Here is a 16,363-nt window from a genome sequence, read left to right as displayed (position 1 = left end):
CGAAAATGACAATTAAACAAGAAATCCAAGATGCATCATCCTATATACAAAGTCAAGTTGGAGAGTTTCGTCCAGAAATCGGGCTGATCTTAGGTTCTGGTCTTGGTGTACTGGCTGAAGAAATTGAAAACCCTGTCCAAATCCCCTATAGTGACATTCCGAATTTCCCCGTCTCAACAGTAGAAGGGCACGCTGGACAATTTGTATTCGGAACGTTAAATGGAAAAGCAGTAGCAGCCATGCAGGGGCGTTTTCACTTTTATGAAGGTTATTCAATGGATAAAGTAACATTCCCCGTTCGAGTGATGAAAGAACTTGGGATTCTAAAAGTAATCGTAACGAATGCTGCAGGTGGTATAAATGAAGAGTTCCAACCTGGAGATTTAATGGTTATTGCTGATCACATTAATAACTTTGGGACAAATCCATTAATTGGACCAAATAGCAATGAGTTTGGACCACGTTTCCCGGATATGTCTACCGCTTATTCAATGGATCTTCAACATTTAGCACAAGATACGGCAACAGAACTTGGAATGAAACTACAATCTGGAGTATATGTCGGAAATACCGGACCAACTTATGAAACCCCAGCAGAGGTGCGCATGCTGCGTACATTGGGTGGCGATGCAGTAGGTATGTCGACTGTACCAGAGGTTATTATTGCAAGACACGCAGGCATGGATGTACTTGGAATCTCTTGTATTTCAAATATGGCAGCTGGAATCCTCGATCAACCACTTCATCATGACGAAGTGATTGAAACAACGGAGAAGGTAAAGTCGAACTTTCTGCTTTTAGTTAAAACAATTGTAAGTAAAATGGGTTAAGACACAAAGGAGAGCGATTAAATGAGAATGGTTGATGTTATTCAGAAAAAACGAAATGGAAAAGAATTGACGAAAGAAGAAATCAATTTCTTTATTGAAGGTTATACAAAAGGCGACATCCCTGATTACCAGGCATCTGCTTTAATGATGGCGATTTATTTCAATGGAATGAAATCAAATGAAACAGCATTGCTTACTCAGGCAATGGTGGAGTCCGGAGAAACGATTGATCTGTCTGCTATTAAAGGACACAAAGTGGACAAGCACTCTACGGGCGGCGTAGGTGACAAGACAACATTTATTGTTGGTCCACTGGTAGCGTCTGTTGGTGTCCCGGTAGCTAAAATGTCTGGGAGAGGTTTAGGGCACACTGGTGGTACACTAGACAAGCTTGAGTCCATTAAAGGCTTCCATATTGAAATGACAAAGGAAGAGTTTGTTAGTAATGTCAATACACACAAACTATCTGTAGCAGGACAAACGGGCAATCTTGCTCCTGCTGACAAAAAATTGTATGCATTGCGCGATGTGACAGCGACTGTTGATTCGATTCCTCTAATCGCAGGCTCAATCATGAGTAAAAAGCTAGCTTCGGGAGCGGATGGAATCGTTCTTGATGTGAAGACTGGCTCTGGTGCATTTATGAAGAAACTAGAAGATTCTGAAGCGCTTGCTAGAGAAATGGTTAATATCGGAAACAACCTCGGTAGAAACACAGTAGCGGTGATTAGCGACATGAGTCAACCGCTTGGTTTTGAAGTAGGGAATGCCAATGAAGTACGTGAAGCATGTCAGGTTCTTCAAGGAGAGAATATTGAGGATCTCCGTCTTCTATCTCTCGAACTTGCTTCTCATATGACAGTTATTGCTGGTGCATTTGATGATTTTGAGACAGCGTATAAAACCCTTGAAGAAAATTTACAAAATGGGAAGGCGTTTGAATCATTTAGAACGCTCGTTCAAGCTCAAGGTGGAGATGTTAGTGTCATTGATGACCTTTCTAAATTGCCGCAAGCAAAACATGATATTGAAGTAACGGCACAGCAAGACGGATACGTTACGGAAATTGATGCTGAATCAGTTGGCGTGGCAGCTATGTACCTTGGGGCAGGAAGAGCAACCAAGGACGATCAAATTAACCACGGTGTAGGAATTACACTTAAGAAAAAAGTTGGCGACAAAGTAGAGAAAGGTGAAGCGCTTGTTGTTCTTCACAGCGATGAAGAAGACGTTCAAAACTCGATCAATAAGATTAATGAAGCGTACACGGTTTCTAAACAAGCTACTGAAAAACCTCAACTTATATATAAAGTGATTAACTAAATAATGCTTCGTTATCCTTTGAAGGAGTCTCAATTTGAGGCTTCTTTTTTTTGCGTTTATTGATGATATCCGTTTGGAGGATCAAGAATTCGTATATTTTTCCAACATGTTGGAAATCCTTGTAATACTAAGAATGGAGGGATCACCAATGAAAGTTGTTGCAACAGCGCTCGCCTTCTTGCTGGGAGGAACCCTACTTGTTCCTTCTTTTACCCATGCTGAAGAAGCAAAGCTAAAAATCGCAGAGAATTCTTCTTCTGCAATTCTGATTGAGCGAGATACAGGTGAAGTATTGTTTGAAAAAGATAGTGATAAAAAGCTTCCTCCTGCGAGTATGACAAAAATCATGACGATGATCTTAATTATGGAAGCGATAGAAAGTGGCAAAATAAGCCTTGATCAGAAGGTAAGAGCAAGTGAATATGCTGCATCAATGGGTGGTTCGCAGATTTTCCTTGAAGCAGGAGAGGAAATGACTGTTAACGATATGCTGAAAGGCATCGCAATCGCTTCTGGTAATGATGCTTCTGTTGCAATGGCAGAAGCGATCGCTGGTTCGGAAGAAGAATTTGTTAAGTTAATGAATGACAAAGCGGAATCAATGGGTCTTAGTCATACCCATTTTGTTAATCCGACTGGTTTGCCTGCGGAAGATCATTACTCAACAGCAAATGATATGGCATTAATGGCGAAAGAGCTCCTTAAATATGAATTGATTACAACATATACTGGCTTGTATGAAGACTATTTAAGGCAGGATACAGATAAAAAATTCTGGCTTGTTAACACAAATAAACTTGTTAAATTTTATCCTGGTGTTGATGGTTTAAAGACTGGATTTACAAGTGAAGCAAAATATTGTCTTACTGCTACAGCAAAGCGAGATGACATGCGAGTTGTTGCCGTCGTCATGGGTGCTCCTACTCCAAAAGTACGTAATGCTGAGATTACAAAACTGTTTGATTATGCGTTTTCTCAATACAAAACCCAAAAACTATTCGATCGTAACAACGTTGTCACAGAAGTGAAAGTAAATAAAGGAGATCAGTCTTCTATGTCTGTTGTCACTTCTGAGCGTGTCTCTGTTTTACTAAAAAAAGGCCAGGAAAACGGTGATATAACAACGAGTATTAAAATCAAAAAGGATATTGAAACGCCTGTAAAGCAAGGGGAAGAGGTGGGTGAGCTGTCAGTGAAAATTGACGGGCATGTGACGGCAACCTCCCCCGTTATATCTGCGGAAAATATAAACAAAGCTTCCTGGTGGCAACTGATGAAACGAACGGCGGCGCAGTTCGCCAAAGCACCTACCCAAACTGTCAAGTGATCACCACTTTCATCGAATCAACACTAGTTTTGTCAGGAAGAAGGAATTAACCCTGTAAAGAGAGAAAAAACTCACAAGCAAACATGAGGAGGAATGTTACGTGAGTCTTTCGATCAATCTTGAAGTGAGACATCCCGTTCTTTTGATTCGACTTGATGGAGAGTTGGATCATCATACGTCAGAAGAACTAAGAGACAGGGTAGATACGATTATTGAAGAACGTAAAATTGAGCATATTGTACTTAGTCTCGAAGGACTATCTTTTATGGATAGTTCTGGTCTTGGTGTTGTTCTAGGCCGTTACAATAAAGTGAAAAGTTTTGGTGGAGAAATGGTTGTCTGCTCGATTTCCCCCCCTGTTAAGCGTTTGTTTGAAATGTCTGGACTCTTTAAAATCGTGAGACTAGAAGCTGACGAACAGCATGCTCTCGCAACTTTGGGGGTGGCATAATGAGAAATCGAATGGAATTAGAATTTTCTGCGCTTAGTCAAAATGAATCTTTCGCTCGTGTAACGGTTGCTGCTTTTATTGCTCAGCTTGATCCTACTGTCGATGAATTAACCGAGATCAAAACTGTTGTTTCAGAGGCTGTTACGAATGCCATTATTCATGGATATGAGCAAAACGGAGAAGAAAAGGTTTATATTTCTGTGGAGTTAAATGACGATACGGTTAATTTAACGATTCGTGATCATGGTGTTGGTATTCTAGACCTTGAGGAGGCAAGACAGCCACTATATACCTCAAAGCCTGAATTAGAAAGATCAGGTATGGGATTCACAATTATGGAAAATTTTATGGATGAGGTTAAAGTGGAATCGGCTAGTGGACAGGGAACAACGATTCACTTAATGAAGTACCTATCAAAAAATAAAGCGTTATGTAATTAAGGGGACCTGCATATGGACGTGGAGGTTAGAAAAGGGAAGCAGTCGCAACTAAAGCCTGATGAAGTGAAGGAATTGATCAAACACAGCCAGGATGGAGACCAGGCAGCGCGAGATCTTATTGTTGAAAAGAATATGCGCCTCGTTTGGTCAGTTGTACAACGATTTCTAAATAGAGGGTATGAAGCGGATGATCTCTTTCAGATCGGGTGTATCGGTCTGCTAAAGTCTGTTGATAAATTTGATTTAAGTTACGATGTTAAATTCTCCACATATGCAGTTCCGATGATTATCGGAGAAATCCAGCGTTTTATACGTGATGATGGGACTGTGAAAGTGAGTCGGTCTCTTAAAGAAACGGGAAATAAAGTACGGAAAGCAAAAGATGAGCTATCCAAAACCCTTGGAAGAACGCCAACAGTAAATGAAATTGCAGAACGAATCGAGGTCACACCAGAAGAGGTTGTTCTGGCTCAAGAAGCGGTACGAGCTCCTTCTTCCATACACGAAACTGTTTATGAAAACGATGGAGATCCAATTACACTTTTAGATCAAATTGCTGATAACACGGACACAGCCTGGTTTGATAAATTAGCTCTAAAGGAAGCACTTCAGTATCTTGATACGAGAGAAAGGTTAATCGTTTATTTAAGGTACTACAAAGATCAAACCCAGTCTGAAGTAGCGGAACGCCTTGGCATTTCTCAAGTTCAAGTTTCGAGATTAGAAAAGAAGATTTTAAAACAAATAAAAGAACAGATGAGTAAATAACTCATCTGTTCTTTTTGTGTTTAAAAAGAGAAGTGATAAGAATGAATGTCCAATTCGCTTTAGGGAATTAATGGTACTTATGTAGCACGAGAATGAGAGTGATTTGGTAGAAACATACTATAACCAATATGCCCCTTGAATAAGGAGGTGGAGGACCATGGAAAATGAGATGATCTATCTTCGACTAAGGCAGAAGAAGAAGGTCCCCCCAAATAAAGAACTTTTGATTGGAGATATTGCCCAGTTAATAGGAGAAGACAAGAATTGTGCCAAAGTAGAAAAAATCCCCATTTATCAGGTAACAAAAGAAGATAAAAATTTGGTTGTTATCGATGTAATGAAAGTGATAACAGCAATCCAAAAAGTGATGAATCATATTGAGGTTCAAGTTGTTGGTCCTACACAAACAATTGTTGAAGTTCAATATCCTAAGAAAAAACTAGCACCTGTTTATTTTGTGTTTATCTGGTTTTTATTATTTATTGGGGCTGCTCTCGCAATCATGAACTTCCACGAAGATGTCAGCATGAGAGAAGTGCATCAACAGATTTATAAAATTGTGACTGGAATTGATAATCCCAAGCCCTTGCTTCTGCAAGTGCCCTATTCATTTGGTCTCGGAATCGGGATGGTTCTCTTCTTTAACCATCTTTTTAAAAAGCGATTTAATGAAGAGCCAAGTCCTTTGGAAGTAGAAATGTTTAATTACCAACAAGATCTTGACCAATATGTCATTGTCCATGAAAACGATGAGAATGGTCATAACAAACCATGAATGCTCAGTTTCTACTCGTTATGCTTATTGGTTTTGCGGAAGGAATTGCTGTAGGAGCTGGGTTCGTTGCTTTTCTTTCGGTTCTTGGTATTATTCCCCGTCTTACACAGCTATCAAAGACTCTACATCTTATTCGCTTTTACGAATGGGGAATTATTATTGGGGCTATTGTATCAAGCTGGTTATCTTTACGAAACCCAACTTTAAACCTCCCTAAATTTGTAGTTATCCCAATTGGACTTGGAGCGGGAGTGTTTATTGGTATGTTAGCGGCTGCCTTAACGGAAGTTTTAAACGTTCTTCCTATACTAACGAAACGAATTGGATTTATCGATAAGATCTTGCTTTTACTAATGGCCATTGTGTTAGGAAAGGTTTTCGGATCATTGTTTCATTGGACAATTTTTGTAAATGGAGGTTTAAAATAATGGCAAATTCGTTGAACGACCAGAAACAATATACAAAAAATATTAAAACTTATCAGCCAAAACCGCCTTATTTATTAAATGTGGTGAAAGCATTTGTTGTAGGAGGATTTATTTGTATGTTTGGCCAGGGCGTACAGAATTTTTATATGAACGTCTTTAACTTTTCAGAAGAAAATGCAGGAAATCCAACGGTTGCCACACTTATCCTTATCGCGGCGCTTTTAACTGCTTTTGGTTGGTATGACAAAATTGGACAATTTGCAGGTGCAGGTTCTGCGGTACCTGTAACGGGTTTTGCAAATTCAATTACAAGCGCAGCTCTTGAACATAAAAGTGAGGGCATTGTACTTGGAATTGCAACGAACATGTTCAAACTTGCTGGTTCGGTCATCGTGTTTGGTGTTGTTGCAGCATACATTGTCGGCATACTCAGAATGCTCTTTAAAGCGCTGATATAAGGAGAGAATTGTTATGAAGTCAGGAAAACAAACTTGGGAGTTCTCTACTGTTTTTTTGCAGTCTGTAGGGACAGCGGTTGGTCCTAAAGAAGCTGAGGGGCCGTTTGGAGATTCGTTTGATGTCACGTATAGTAACCTTCATTGTGACCAGGATAATTGGGAATTGGCAGAAAGAAAGTTATTAGAGGATGCGGTAGAAAGTTGTTTATCAAAAAAGGAATTAACCCACAGTGATGTTGACATTTTTGTGGCAGGTGATTTGTTGAATCAAATTGTTAGTGCTACTTATACAGCTAGAACAAATCAAATTCCTTTTCTTGGCGTTTTTGGAGCATGTTCTACCTCGATGGAATCTCTAGCCATTGCTTCATCGTTAGTAGAAGGTGGATTTGCTAATAAAGCTATTGCGGGAGTAAGTAGTCATAATGCAACAGCAGAAAGGCAATTTCGATACCCAACAGAATATGGTGGTCAAAAGCCTGGAACGGCTACCTCGACTGTTACAGGTGCAGGTGCCGCATTAATTAGTCAAGAACCATCGGATATAAGAATTTCCGCAGCAACAATTGGTCGAGTGGTGGATTGGGGAATAAAGGATCCATTTGATATGGGGAGTGCAATGGCGCCAGCTGCAGCAGATACACTAGCGACTCACTTTACGGATTTAAATATTGAACCTTCAGCGTATGATCTTATCGTTACCGGTGACTTATCATCTGTAGGAGCTCCGATTGTAAGAGATTTGTTAAGTGAAAAAGGATTTGACATTACTAACAATCATAATGATTGCGGGCTGATGATTTACCGACCAGATCAAAAAGAAGTATTTGCTGGTGGAAGTGGGTGTGCTTGTTCTGCCGTCGTCACATATGGTCACCTTATTGACCTTCTAAAAAAGGGGAATTATAACAAAATTCTTGTTACAGCAACAGGATGTTTGCATAGTCCCGTAATGGTTCAGCAAAAAGAATCAATGCCTGCTATTGCTCACGCGGTCGTATTTGAACGAGTTGGAGGTGTGGAATAGTGGAATATTTTATCGCTTTTGCAGTCGGTGGTGGTATTTGTGTCATCGGTCAATTATTACTTGATATTTTCAGATTAACTCCAGCTCACGTCATGTCTTCTTTTGTAGTAGCAGGAGCCGTGCTCGATGGATTTGGGATTTATGATCGCCTCATTGAATTTGCTGGAGCTGGTGCGACTGTACCTATTACTAGCTTTGGTCATTCACTTCTCCATGGCGCTATGCAACAAGGGGAAGAACACGGCTTCATTGGCATTGCAATGGGAATCTTTCAATTAACCTCTGCAGGTATTTCTTCTGCAATTGTTTTTGGATTTATTGTAGCCATTTTATTTAAACCAAAGGGGTGAAAATCATGAAAAAGCGGCGGGTGATCTTCGTCACTGACGGAGACCTTTATGCACAAAAAGCAATAGAAAAAGTAGCTTCAGATATTGGAGGAAGATGCATTAGTCAATCTGCCGGAAATCCTACCCCGCTTGCTGGTTACGAAATTATCGCTCTTATTAAAGAAGCTCCTCATGATCCAGTTTTTGTTATGTTCGATGATAGTGGATTTCCGGGTGAAGGATATGGGGAACTTGCTATGCAATCTGTTGCTGAAGATGAAAGCATTGAATTACTTGGAGCTATTGCAGTCGCATCCAGAACTCATTTTTCAGAATGGACGAGGGTAGATGTCTCCATTGATCGTGACGGAGAATTGACACATTATGGAGTGGACAAAAATGGATTTGCAGATATGGAGGCGGGGAGAATAGATGGCGACACGGTGTCAATCTTAGATAAATTAAACCTTCCCATTATTATAGGTGTCGGTGATATAGGTAAAATGTCGGGTTATGATGATCCGGAAGTTGGTTCGCCTATAACATTGAAAGCCGTTCAAATTCTGCTAGAAAGGAGCGGTTTTTATGACCACTAAAATCGATAATAAACAAAAAATATTTAAAAAGATTAAAGAAAACGAAGAATTTTTAAAGAAATCAATCGGAATTGGAAAAAGTTTTGATGTAGGAGTTCGAAAACTTAAGATCCTTAACAAAGAAGTTCAGTTTTACTATTGTACAGGGCTTTGTGACACATCCATCATTGTAGAAATTATGCGAGAGCTGATGGAGGTTGATGATCATCATCGATTAACGGTTAAATTTGAGCAGGTGATACATAATCATTTGCCACATCAGCAGGTCACAGAGGTTGAAACGTTCGATGAAGTCGTCGACCAGGTTTTATCTGGATTAATTGCAGTTTTTATGGAAGGCGAAGAAATCGCTTATATTATTGATGTTCGAAAGTATCCAGGTAGAACGCCACAGGAGCCAGATACAGAGAAAGTTATTAGAGGTTCACGTGATGGTTTTACTGAAAACATCATTGAAAATACGGCCTTAACTAGACGCCGTATACGAGATGGTCGATTACGGAATGAAATTTTTCAAGTTGGAGAACGGTCTAAAACAGACGTATGTATTACCTATATTCAAGATGTGGCCAATCCAAATTTGGTTGAAATTATAAAAAAGAAATTAAAAGAAATTAACATTGATGGTATTCCAATGGCCGATAAAACGGTAGAAGAGTTTCTTGTGCACCAGGCAGGTAACCCTTTTCCACTTGTGCGATATACGGAAAGGCCTGATGTTGCCGCTACTCATTTACTTGAAGGGCACGTGTTAATCATCGTAGACACTTCACCAAGCGTTATTATAACACCAACTACTTTTTTTCATCATGTTCAACATGCTGAAGAATATCGAGAAGCCCCTTTACCAGGCGCGTTTTTAAGATGGGTCCGATTTGGTGGGATGTTAGCTGCGCTACTCTTGCTACCTCTGTGGTTATTAGCCGTATATGAACCGCAGTTACTGCCTAAAACGATCGACTTTATCGGTCCGAACGATGAAACAAATGTGCCGATATTTGTTCAAATTATTCTTGCTGAAGTAGGGATCGAAACGCTGAGGATGGCTGCTATACACACGCCAACGCCACTTTCCACTGCCATGGGATTAATTGCAGCCGTGTTGATCGGACAGATTGCCATTGATGTCGGATTATTCGTTCCAGAAGTTATCCTATATGTTTCGATTGCTGCAATAGGATCATATGCAACACCAAGTTATGAATTATCGATTGCAAATAAACTTGTAAGGCTTCTACTTTTATTCCTTGTATTTTTCTTTCGAGTGCCGGGATATATGATTGGAATTACGGCAATCATTTTATTTCTTGTTGCGTTAAAACCTTTAAACACCCCCTACTTATGGCCGTTTATTCCTTTTAATCCTAAAGCCTTTATTCAAGTGTTGATTCGTGTATCAGTTCCGCTCACTAAACTACGTCCAAGCATTACAGAATCACAAAATGAAACGAAGCAACCAGACAAACCACTTGCCGAATCTTAAAAAGTATGATAATTTATTTCTTAATTGAATAGACCTCATTGAATGTAATGGGGATAGAGGCGCAAAGCGAATGAGTATGGTGTCGGAGCATAGAATGGAATGCGAGGATGATATCAGAAAGGTCAATTTGCCGAAGTGAGAAAAGAGCCATACTTTTCTTGCTGGGCTGCTGCTGAACAAGTTGCAGACTGTCACTGAAAGAGGAATTTTTTCGGTGGTGAGCTAATCCAACTCGTGAGGATACGGAGAAAACAGCCAATGTATCTATAAAGTTGGCTGTTTTTCTTATTTTGTGGAGGGTTGCTCGCATTCATATCAGCGAGAGGGGAGAAATGATTGTGAATTTATACGGAACGTCAGCAATTTCAGAAGAAGGCCATTTATCAGTTGGAGGCGTTGATACAATAAAATTAAGTGAAAAATACGGGACGGCCTTATACGTTTATGATGTAGCGATGATTAGAGAGAAAGCGCGAGCATTTCGAAATGCTTTTGAACAGGAGAAGGTCAACTACCAAGTAGCCTATGCTAGTAAAGCATTCTCTTGTATGGCAATGATTCAACTTGCTGAAGAAGAAGGCTTAAGTCTTGATGTGGTTTCAGGTGGAGAACTCTATACAGCTTTAAAAGCAGGGTTTCCGGTAGAACGGATTCACTTTCATGGAAATAACAAAAGCGAAGCGGAAATTCGAATGGCGTTAGATGCAAAAATAGGGTGTTTTGTTGTGGATAACTTTTATGAGCTAACGTTACTTGAACAATTAGCGGAAGAGAAAAATGTGGTTGCAAATGTGCTTTTGCGTATTACTCCTGGAATTGAAGCACATACTCATGACTATATCTTAACTGGACAGGAAGATTCAAAATTTGGTTTTGATTTACAAAGTGGTCAAGTGGAACAAGCGGTTGTTCAAGCAACAAGCATGAAAGCTATTCACCTTCTTGGTCTTCATTGTCACATTGGTTCTCAAATCTTTGAAACGAATGGTTTTGTAATGGCTATTGAGAAAATCTATCGTTATCTTGCTACGTGGTTTGAACTCTATGGGTATGAGCCAGAAGTTCTGAACCTAGGTGGAGGGTTTGGAATTCGGTATACTGAAGAAGATCATCCACTCCCAGTTGGAGACTATATCGAGGCAATGGTTAATGCTGTAAGAGCTCAGTTAGGTAATGAAATGAGAATCCCAGAAATTTGGATTGAGCCAGGACGTTCACTCGTTGGAGAAGCTGGCTTGACGTTATATACAGTAGGATCACACAAGAAAGTGCCAGAACTTCGTCATTATCTTGCAGTAGATGGAGGAATGACGGATAATCTGCGACCGGCCCTTTATCAAGCAAAGTATGAAGCAACGATTGCAAATCGCATGAATGAGCCGAAAGAACATGTTTATTCAGTTGCAGGAAAATGTTGTGAGTCAGGTGACATGTTAATCTGGGATTGCACATTACAGCGCGCCATAGCAGGAGATACGATGGCTGTATTTTCAACGGGGGCGTACGGGTATTCTATGGCAAATAACTATAACAGACTACCTCGACCAGCGGTGGTTTTTGTAGAAAATGGAGAAGCACAACTTGTCGTGAAGAGAGAATCTTTTGAGGATTTAATTCGTCATGACCTTCCATTAAAACAAGCGATTATTTCAAAATAACTTTGTAATAGTAGAAATGATAGGGAACAGCTTAAGTATGTGCTATAATGAAAGAGCTTTGAAGAAAATTGTTAGTGCAGGAGGATTTATTTATGAAAAAAGGAACAATTGCATTTGATAATGGAGAAACAATTGAAATTGAGTTTTACCCGGAAGCAGCACCGAATACCGTTGCTAACTTTGAAAAGCTTGCTAACGAAGGTTTTTACAATGGTGTAAACTTTCACCGTGTTATCCCAGGTTTCGTAGCACAGGGGGGAGACCCAACAGGATCTGGAATGGGCGGACCAGGCTATTCGATCGATTGTGAAACAGAAGGAAACCCTCATAAGCACGTAGCTGGTTCATTGTCTATGGCTCATGCAGGTAAAAATACAGGTGGAAGCCAGTTTTTCCTTGTTCATGAACCTCAGCCTCACCTTGACGGTGTTCACACTGTTTTTGGTCAGGTAACAGAAGGAATGGATACGGTTCTTCGTATTAAGCAAGGCGATGTGATGAAAGAAGTTAAGGTCTGGGACGAAGAATAGTTCAGACGCATCAAAACTAAATACTTTCCTTCGGGGTCGGGTGAAAGTCCCAACCGGCGGTGATGTCTAGCTAAAGCTAGCTAAGTCCGTGACCCGGTTGCGTAAGCAAACGGTGGATCTGGTGTGAAACCAGAACCGACAGTATAGTCTGGATGGGAGAAGGAAACTTATGACTAATCTCCTTTTGAATCGTAGATTCAAAAGGCTTATTTGGCATATAATTTTGACTCCCATAACACCGTTATGGGAGTTTTTTTATTCTCTTTCGTAACCACTAAGGAGAGTAGAAATGGAGCAAACACAATGAATCATAAGGATTTTATGAACACTGCTATTGAAATGGCTAAAAGTACAATTGGTCAAACACGTCCAAATCCTTCCGTTGGTTGTTTACTTGTAAAGAATGGACGAATCGTAGGGATGGGCGCCCATTTGAAAGCTGGAGAAGGTCATGCAGAAATACAGGCTCTGAAAATGGCTGGGAGTGAAGCTGAGGGTAGCACGGCTTATGTCACGCTTGAGCCGTGTAGTCATCATGGTCGCACGCCTCCTTGTTCGGATGCTCTTATTCATGCAGGAGTTAGCGAAGTTTATGTGGCTAGTCAGGATCCGAATCCACTCGTAGCTGGTCAAGGCGTGTCCAAGTTACAAGCTGCAGGGATAAAGGTAACGATTGGACTATTAGAGGAAGAAGCACTTAAATTGAATCGGATGTTCTTCCATTATATCTCTCATAAACGGCCATACGTCACTTTAAAAGCTGCGGCAACGTTAGATGGGAAAATTGCTTCACATACTGGTGATAGCAAATGGATAACAGGAGAAGAAGCTCGGAAAGATGTACATGCTTTCCGTCATCAGCATGACGCTATTTTAGTAGGAATTGGAACGGTTCTTTCAGACGATCCGTCCCTTACGACTCGATATGGAGAAGGTCTTTCTCCGATCAGAATTATCCTTGATCGTAATCTGAGGATTCCTTCTGATGCAAAAGTGATAAATGATCAGAAAGCGGAAACTTGGATTATAACAACCACACAGGCTGTGCTAAAGAGTGATCGAGCATTTCCCGCACATGTTCAGGTGCTAGAAGTAGCTAATTCAGCACTTCCTATTGAAGATGTATTAGCTCTCCTTGCGGTGCGAGAAATTACTTCCATTTTTGTGGAAGGCGGATCTGAAGTGCACGGTAGTTTTTTGGAAGCTCGTACTTTTCAGCAGGTGATTACATACATCGCGCCTAAGCTCATTGGTGGAAAAGAATCTCCAACAGCATTTGGAGCTAAAGGATTTGAATTCATGAGCGAAGCGGTCGATTTATCGATTGAAAGCGTTGAACGCATTGGACAAGATATTCGTATTATCTCAGCAAGGGGGACTTCATAATGTTTACAGGTATCGTAGAAGAGATTGGCAGAGTGGAAAGTGTGCAGCAAGCTGGAGAGTCAATCGTGATGCAGATCGCTGCATCGAAAGTATTATCGGACGTTCATCTAGGAGATAGTATTTCGATAAATGGTGTTTGCTTGACGGTTACATCGTTTACAGATGCTTCTTTTTCTGTCGATATTATGCCTGAAACATTTCGTTCTAGTAGCCTGCGTCAACTAGCGCCGAATTCTTCAGTGAATCTTGAACGGGCTATGTCCGCAAACGGACGTTTTGGAGGTCACTTTGTTTCTGGTCATGTTGACGGTGTCGGGGAAATTACACGGGTCGAGCAAATTGATAACGCGATTTACTATGATATCTCCATTCCTCGGAATCTGTTAATTTACTTTGTAGAAAAGGGATCCGTTTCGGTAGATGGCACAAGTCTTACTGTTTTTGGGATCGGGGAACACTCTCTTACAATTTCACTTATTCCTCATACTGTCGAAGAAACGGTGCTTGGTAAGAAAAGAGTGGGAGATACAGTAAACATTGAATGCGATATGCTTGGGAAGTATATTATGAGATATCTAGAACAAAGAAGCGGAACGAAGCCAGAACCCACAGCTTCACTAGGAAGCCAGTTTTTTGAAGACCATGGGTTTAAATAAGTGATGTAACAGGAGGTTAAGTCATGTTCCACACAATTGAAGAAGCCATTTACGATTTAATGCAAGGCCGGGTCGTTATTGTCTGTGATGACGAAGACAGAGAGAACGAGGGAGATTTTATTGCGTTAGCTGATAAGGTAACGCCAGAGACGATTAATTTTATGATCACTAAAGGGAGAGGGCTTGTTTGTACGCCGATTACTGAACAACGCGCGAATCAACTGAAATTAAGTCCTATGGTTGACCATAATACTGATTCTCACGGCACGGCCTTTACCGTTAGCGTAGACCACAAAAGTACAACCACTGGCATTTCAGCAGCAGAAAGAGCCACAACAATTCAATATCTCATCAACCCGGATGCAAAACCCGCTGATTTTAACCGACCAGGTCATATTTTCCCTTTAATTGCTAAGGATGGGGGAGTACTTAGAAGAGCGGGACATACAGAAGCAGCAGTTGATTTAGCTCGACTATCAGGTTCAGCCCCTGCTGGTGTTATCTGTGAAATTATGAAAGAAGACGGGGAGATGGCACGAGTCCCGGATTTAAAAGAGATCTCTGAAGAATTCGATTTGAAGATGATTACAATTAAGGATTTAATTCAGTATCGAAATCGTAAAGATGTGCTTGTTCAAAAGGAAGTAGAAATCGAACTTCCTACTGAATTTGGATCTTTTCGAGCTGTCGGATATTCAAACATTATTGATCAGAAAGAGCATGTAGCACTAATAAAGGGAGAGGTTATTCCTGATCAACCGACGCTTGTTCGCGTTCATTCTGAATGCTTAACAGGTGACGTCTTTGGATCTTTCCGCTGTGATTGCGGTCCACAGCTTCATGCAGCTTTGGCACAAATAGAAGAAGAAGGGCACGGCGTGCTTCTCTACATGCGTCAAGAAGGAAGAGGGATTGGACTTCTAAATAAGATGAAAGCTTATAAGCTTCAAGAAGAGGGTTACGATACCGTTGAAGCAAATGAAAAGCTTGGATTTAAACCGGATTTAAGAGACTATGGGATTGGCGCTCAGATATTGCGTGATCTTGGTGTTTCAAAAATGAACTTGTTAACAAACAACCCTAGAAAAATAGCGGGGTTAACCGGTTATGGTCTTGAAGTAGCGTCACGAGTAGCGCTTCAAATGCCTTCAAGAAAAGAGAACGAACGCTACCTGAAAACCAAACACAGTAAGCTAGGACATATGCTACATTTCTAATAAAGTAACGAAACTATAGGAGGTTATTTAAGATGGGACAAACATTTGAAGGAAATTTGGTTGGATCTGGATTAAAAGTGGGTATAGTAGTAGGAAGATTTAATGAATTTATAACAAGTAAACTACTTGGAGGTGCTGAAGACGCACTGAAACGCCACGGCCTGTCAGAAGATAACATTGATGTAGCCTGGGTGCCTGGGGCGTTTGAGATTCCTTTTGCCGCAAAAAAAATGGTGGATTTAGGTAAATATGATGCGATTATTACCCTTGGAACCGTTATTCGTGGAGCAACACCTCATTTTGATTATGTATGTGGAGAAGTGTCTAAAGGCGTAGCGAATTTAACAATGCAGACTGGCGTTCCAGTTATTTTTGGCGTATTAACAACAAATACGATTGAACAAGCTGTTGAACGGGCTGGTACAAAAGCTGGAAATAAAGGCTGGGATGCAGCAACTGCAGCAATTGAAATGGCGAATTTATCAAAATCATTTGAAGGTTGATTATCTGTTCATTTTTGGCTATGATGAGTATGGTATGCGGAGAAGGGTAGATAAAACTTGTGGAATACTCGGAAGTCATCAAGAATATTAGTGGATTCGTTTGTGCGTGATGGAAATGATCATGCTCACTGCGCTCTTTCGTTAGATGAGAAGAACATTCCCATCTAAGTTCGAATAT

The 16,363-nt window shown here is 40.5% G+C and carries 19 protein-coding genes and 2 riboswitches; all 19 genes read left to right on the top strand.

Annotation, left to right across the window (positions count from 1 at the left end; all coding sequences use genetic code 11):
• The first annotated feature begins 5 nt into the window (after positions 1-5).
• The 19 genes from ATG70_RS09350 (at position 6) to ribH (ending at position 16,185) form a co-directional block, all read left to right on the top strand.
• The gene (locus ATG70_RS09350; protein WP_098444047.1) at positions 6-830 is read left to right on the top strand and encodes a purine-nucleoside phosphorylase; all 825 of its coding nucleotides are present in this window, start codon (positions 6-8) and stop codon (positions 828-830) included.
• A gap of 21 nt (positions 831-851) precedes the next feature.
• The gene (locus tag ATG70_RS09345; protein WP_098444046.1) at positions 852-2,153 is read left to right on the top strand and encodes a pyrimidine-nucleoside phosphorylase; all 1,302 of its coding nucleotides are present in this window, start codon (positions 852-854) and stop codon (positions 2,151-2,153) included.
• A 148-nt stretch (positions 2,154-2,301) separates the two neighbouring features.
• A complete protein-coding gene (locus tag ATG70_RS09340; RefSeq protein ID WP_098445772.1) occupies positions 2,302-3,480 on the top strand; it encodes a D-alanyl-D-alanine carboxypeptidase family protein in 1,179 nt (392 codons plus the stop codon).
• 100 nt (positions 3,481-3,580) lie between these two features.
• Positions 3,581-3,931: an anti-sigma F factor antagonist gene (gene spoIIAA, locus ATG70_RS09335; protein ID WP_098444045.1), complete on the top strand. Its 351-nt coding sequence runs from the start codon at positions 3,581-3,583 to the stop codon at positions 3,929-3,931.
• Complete coding sequence (gene spoIIAB / locus ATG70_RS09330) at positions 3,931-4,371, top strand: anti-sigma F factor (protein WP_098444044.1); 441 nt, start codon at positions 3,931-3,933, stop codon at positions 4,369-4,371. The genes spoIIAA and spoIIAB overlap by 1 nt, the downstream gene beginning before the upstream one ends.
• Before the next feature lie 12 nt (positions 4,372-4,383).
• Positions 4,384-5,139 (top strand): RNA polymerase sporulation sigma factor SigF, encoded by a 756-nt coding sequence (gene sigF / locus ATG70_RS09325; RefSeq protein ID WP_098444043.1) that lies wholly within the window; start codon positions 4,384-4,386, stop codon positions 5,137-5,139.
• Positions 5,140-5,296: 157 nt separating this feature from the next.
• Positions 5,297-5,914: a stage V sporulation protein AA gene (locus ATG70_RS09320; protein ID WP_098444042.1), complete on the top strand. Its 618-nt coding sequence runs from the start codon at positions 5,297-5,299 to the stop codon at positions 5,912-5,914.
• Positions 5,911-6,342, top strand: a complete 432-nt coding sequence (locus ATG70_RS09315) for a stage V sporulation protein AB (protein ID WP_098444041.1) — start codon at positions 5,911-5,913, stop codon at positions 6,340-6,342. The genes ATG70_RS09320 and ATG70_RS09315 overlap by 4 nt, the downstream gene beginning before the upstream one ends.
• Positions 6,342-6,800 carry a stage V sporulation protein AC gene (gene spoVAC, locus ATG70_RS09310; RefSeq protein WP_098444040.1) on the top strand — a complete coding sequence of 153 codons (459 nt, stop codon included), beginning with the start codon at positions 6,342-6,344 and terminating at the stop codon, positions 6,798-6,800. The genes ATG70_RS09315 and spoVAC overlap by 1 nt, the downstream gene beginning before the upstream one ends.
• Positions 6,801-6,813: 13 nt before the next feature.
• Complete coding sequence (gene spoVAD / locus ATG70_RS09305; protein ID WP_098444039.1) at positions 6,814-7,827, top strand: stage V sporulation protein AD; 1,014 nt, start codon at positions 6,814-6,816, stop codon at positions 7,825-7,827.
• Positions 7,827-8,177 (top strand): stage V sporulation protein AE, encoded by a 351-nt coding sequence (spoVAE, locus tag ATG70_RS09300; protein ID WP_098444038.1) that lies wholly within the window; start codon positions 7,827-7,829, stop codon positions 8,175-8,177. Before spoVAD ends, spoVAE begins: the two co-directional genes overlap by 1 nt.
• A gap of 5 nt (positions 8,178-8,182) precedes the next feature.
• Positions 8,183-8,752 carry a stage V sporulation protein AE gene (locus ATG70_RS09295; protein WP_098444037.1) on the top strand — a complete coding sequence of 190 codons (570 nt, stop codon included), beginning with the start codon at positions 8,183-8,185 and terminating at the stop codon, positions 8,750-8,752.
• Entirely contained in the window at positions 8,742-10,235 is a 1,494-nt protein-coding gene (locus tag ATG70_RS09290; protein ID WP_098444036.1) for a spore germination protein, read from the top strand. The genes ATG70_RS09295 and ATG70_RS09290 overlap by 11 nt, the downstream gene beginning before the upstream one ends.
• Positions 10,236-10,281: 46 nt before the next feature.
• A riboswitch (Lysine riboswitch) is annotated at positions 10,282-10,468 on the top strand.
• Between the two features lie 99 nt (positions 10,469-10,567).
• Entirely contained in the window at positions 10,568-11,893 is a 1,326-nt protein-coding gene (gene lysA / locus ATG70_RS09285; protein ID WP_373560759.1) for a diaminopimelate decarboxylase, read from the top strand.
• 92 nt (positions 11,894-11,985) lie between these two features.
• Positions 11,986-12,423, top strand: coding sequence for a peptidylprolyl isomerase (locus ATG70_RS09280; RefSeq protein WP_098444035.1), 438 nt, complete (start codon positions 11,986-11,988; stop codon positions 12,421-12,423).
• A 22-nt stretch (positions 12,424-12,445) separates the two neighbouring features.
• Positions 12,446-12,591, top strand: a riboswitch (FMN riboswitch).
• Between the two features lie 135 nt (positions 12,592-12,726).
• Positions 12,727-13,809 (top strand): bifunctional diaminohydroxyphosphoribosylaminopyrimidine deaminase/5-amino-6-(5-phosphoribosylamino)uracil reductase RibD, encoded by a 1,083-nt coding sequence (gene ribD, locus ATG70_RS09275; RefSeq protein WP_098444034.1) that lies wholly within the window; start codon positions 12,727-12,729, stop codon positions 13,807-13,809.
• Positions 13,809-14,465, top strand: coding sequence for a riboflavin synthase (ribE, locus tag ATG70_RS09270; protein WP_098444033.1), 657 nt, complete (start codon positions 13,809-13,811; stop codon positions 14,463-14,465). Before ribD ends, ribE begins: the two co-directional genes overlap by 1 nt.
• A 23-nt stretch (positions 14,466-14,488) precedes the next feature.
• Positions 14,489-15,682: a bifunctional 3,4-dihydroxy-2-butanone-4-phosphate synthase/GTP cyclohydrolase II gene (locus ATG70_RS09265; RefSeq protein WP_098444032.1), complete on the top strand. Its 1,194-nt coding sequence runs from the start codon at positions 14,489-14,491 to the stop codon at positions 15,680-15,682.
• A gap of 32 nt (positions 15,683-15,714) precedes the next feature.
• Positions 15,715-16,185, top strand: a complete 471-nt coding sequence (gene ribH / locus ATG70_RS09260; protein ID WP_098444031.1) for a 6,7-dimethyl-8-ribityllumazine synthase — start codon at positions 15,715-15,717, stop codon at positions 16,183-16,185.
• The last annotated feature ends 178 nt before the right edge of the window (positions 16,186-16,363 follow it).

Origin of the sequence: Bacillus sp. es.036 (genome assembly GCF_002563635.1) — a bacterium.
In the GTDB taxonomy this organism is placed as follows: domain Bacteria; phylum Bacillota; class Bacilli; order Bacillales; family Guptibacillaceae; genus Guptibacillus.
Note: the sequence above shows the minus strand (reverse complement) of the source record. Positions and strands in the feature narration are given on the sequence as shown.

Coding starts and splice junctions, on each gene's coding strand:
- ATG70_RS09350 (WP_098444047.1), top strand. CDS start 6: ATGACAATTAAACAAGAAATCCAAGATGCATCATCCTATATACAAAGT.
- ATG70_RS09345 (WP_098444046.1), top strand. CDS start 852: ATGAGAATGGTTGATGTTATTCAGAAAAAACGAAATGGAAAAGAATTG.
- ATG70_RS09340 (WP_098445772.1), top strand. CDS start 2,302: ATGAAAGTTGTTGCAACAGCGCTCGCCTTCTTGCTGGGAGGAACCCTA.
- spoIIAB (WP_098444044.1), top strand. CDS start 3,931: ATGAGAAATCGAATGGAATTAGAATTTTCTGCGCTTAGTCAAAATGAA.
- sigF (WP_098444043.1), top strand. CDS start 4,384: ATGGACGTGGAGGTTAGAAAAGGGAAGCAGTCGCAACTAAAGCCTGAT.
- ATG70_RS09320 (WP_098444042.1), top strand. CDS start 5,297: ATGGAAAATGAGATGATCTATCTTCGACTAAGGCAGAAGAAGAAGGTC.
- ATG70_RS09315 (WP_098444041.1), top strand. CDS start 5,911: ATGAATGCTCAGTTTCTACTCGTTATGCTTATTGGTTTTGCGGAAGGA.
- spoVAC (WP_098444040.1), top strand. CDS start 6,342: ATGGCAAATTCGTTGAACGACCAGAAACAATATACAAAAAATATTAAA.
- spoVAD (WP_098444039.1), top strand. CDS start 6,814: ATGAAGTCAGGAAAACAAACTTGGGAGTTCTCTACTGTTTTTTTGCAG.
- ATG70_RS09295 (WP_098444037.1), top strand. CDS start 8,183: ATGAAAAAGCGGCGGGTGATCTTCGTCACTGACGGAGACCTTTATGCA.
- ATG70_RS09290 (WP_098444036.1), top strand. CDS start 8,742: ATGACCACTAAAATCGATAATAAACAAAAAATATTTAAAAAGATTAAA.
- lysA (WP_373560759.1), top strand. CDS start 10,568: ATGATTGTGAATTTATACGGAACGTCAGCAATTTCAGAAGAAGGCCAT.
- ATG70_RS09280 (WP_098444035.1), top strand. CDS start 11,986: ATGAAAAAAGGAACAATTGCATTTGATAATGGAGAAACAATTGAAATT.
- ribD (WP_098444034.1), top strand. CDS start 12,727: ATGAATCATAAGGATTTTATGAACACTGCTATTGAAATGGCTAAAAGT.
- ribE (WP_098444033.1), top strand. CDS start 13,809: ATGTTTACAGGTATCGTAGAAGAGATTGGCAGAGTGGAAAGTGTGCAG.
- ATG70_RS09265 (WP_098444032.1), top strand. CDS start 14,489: ATGTTCCACACAATTGAAGAAGCCATTTACGATTTAATGCAAGGCCGG.
- ribH (WP_098444031.1), top strand. CDS start 15,715: ATGGGACAAACATTTGAAGGAAATTTGGTTGGATCTGGATTAAAAGTG.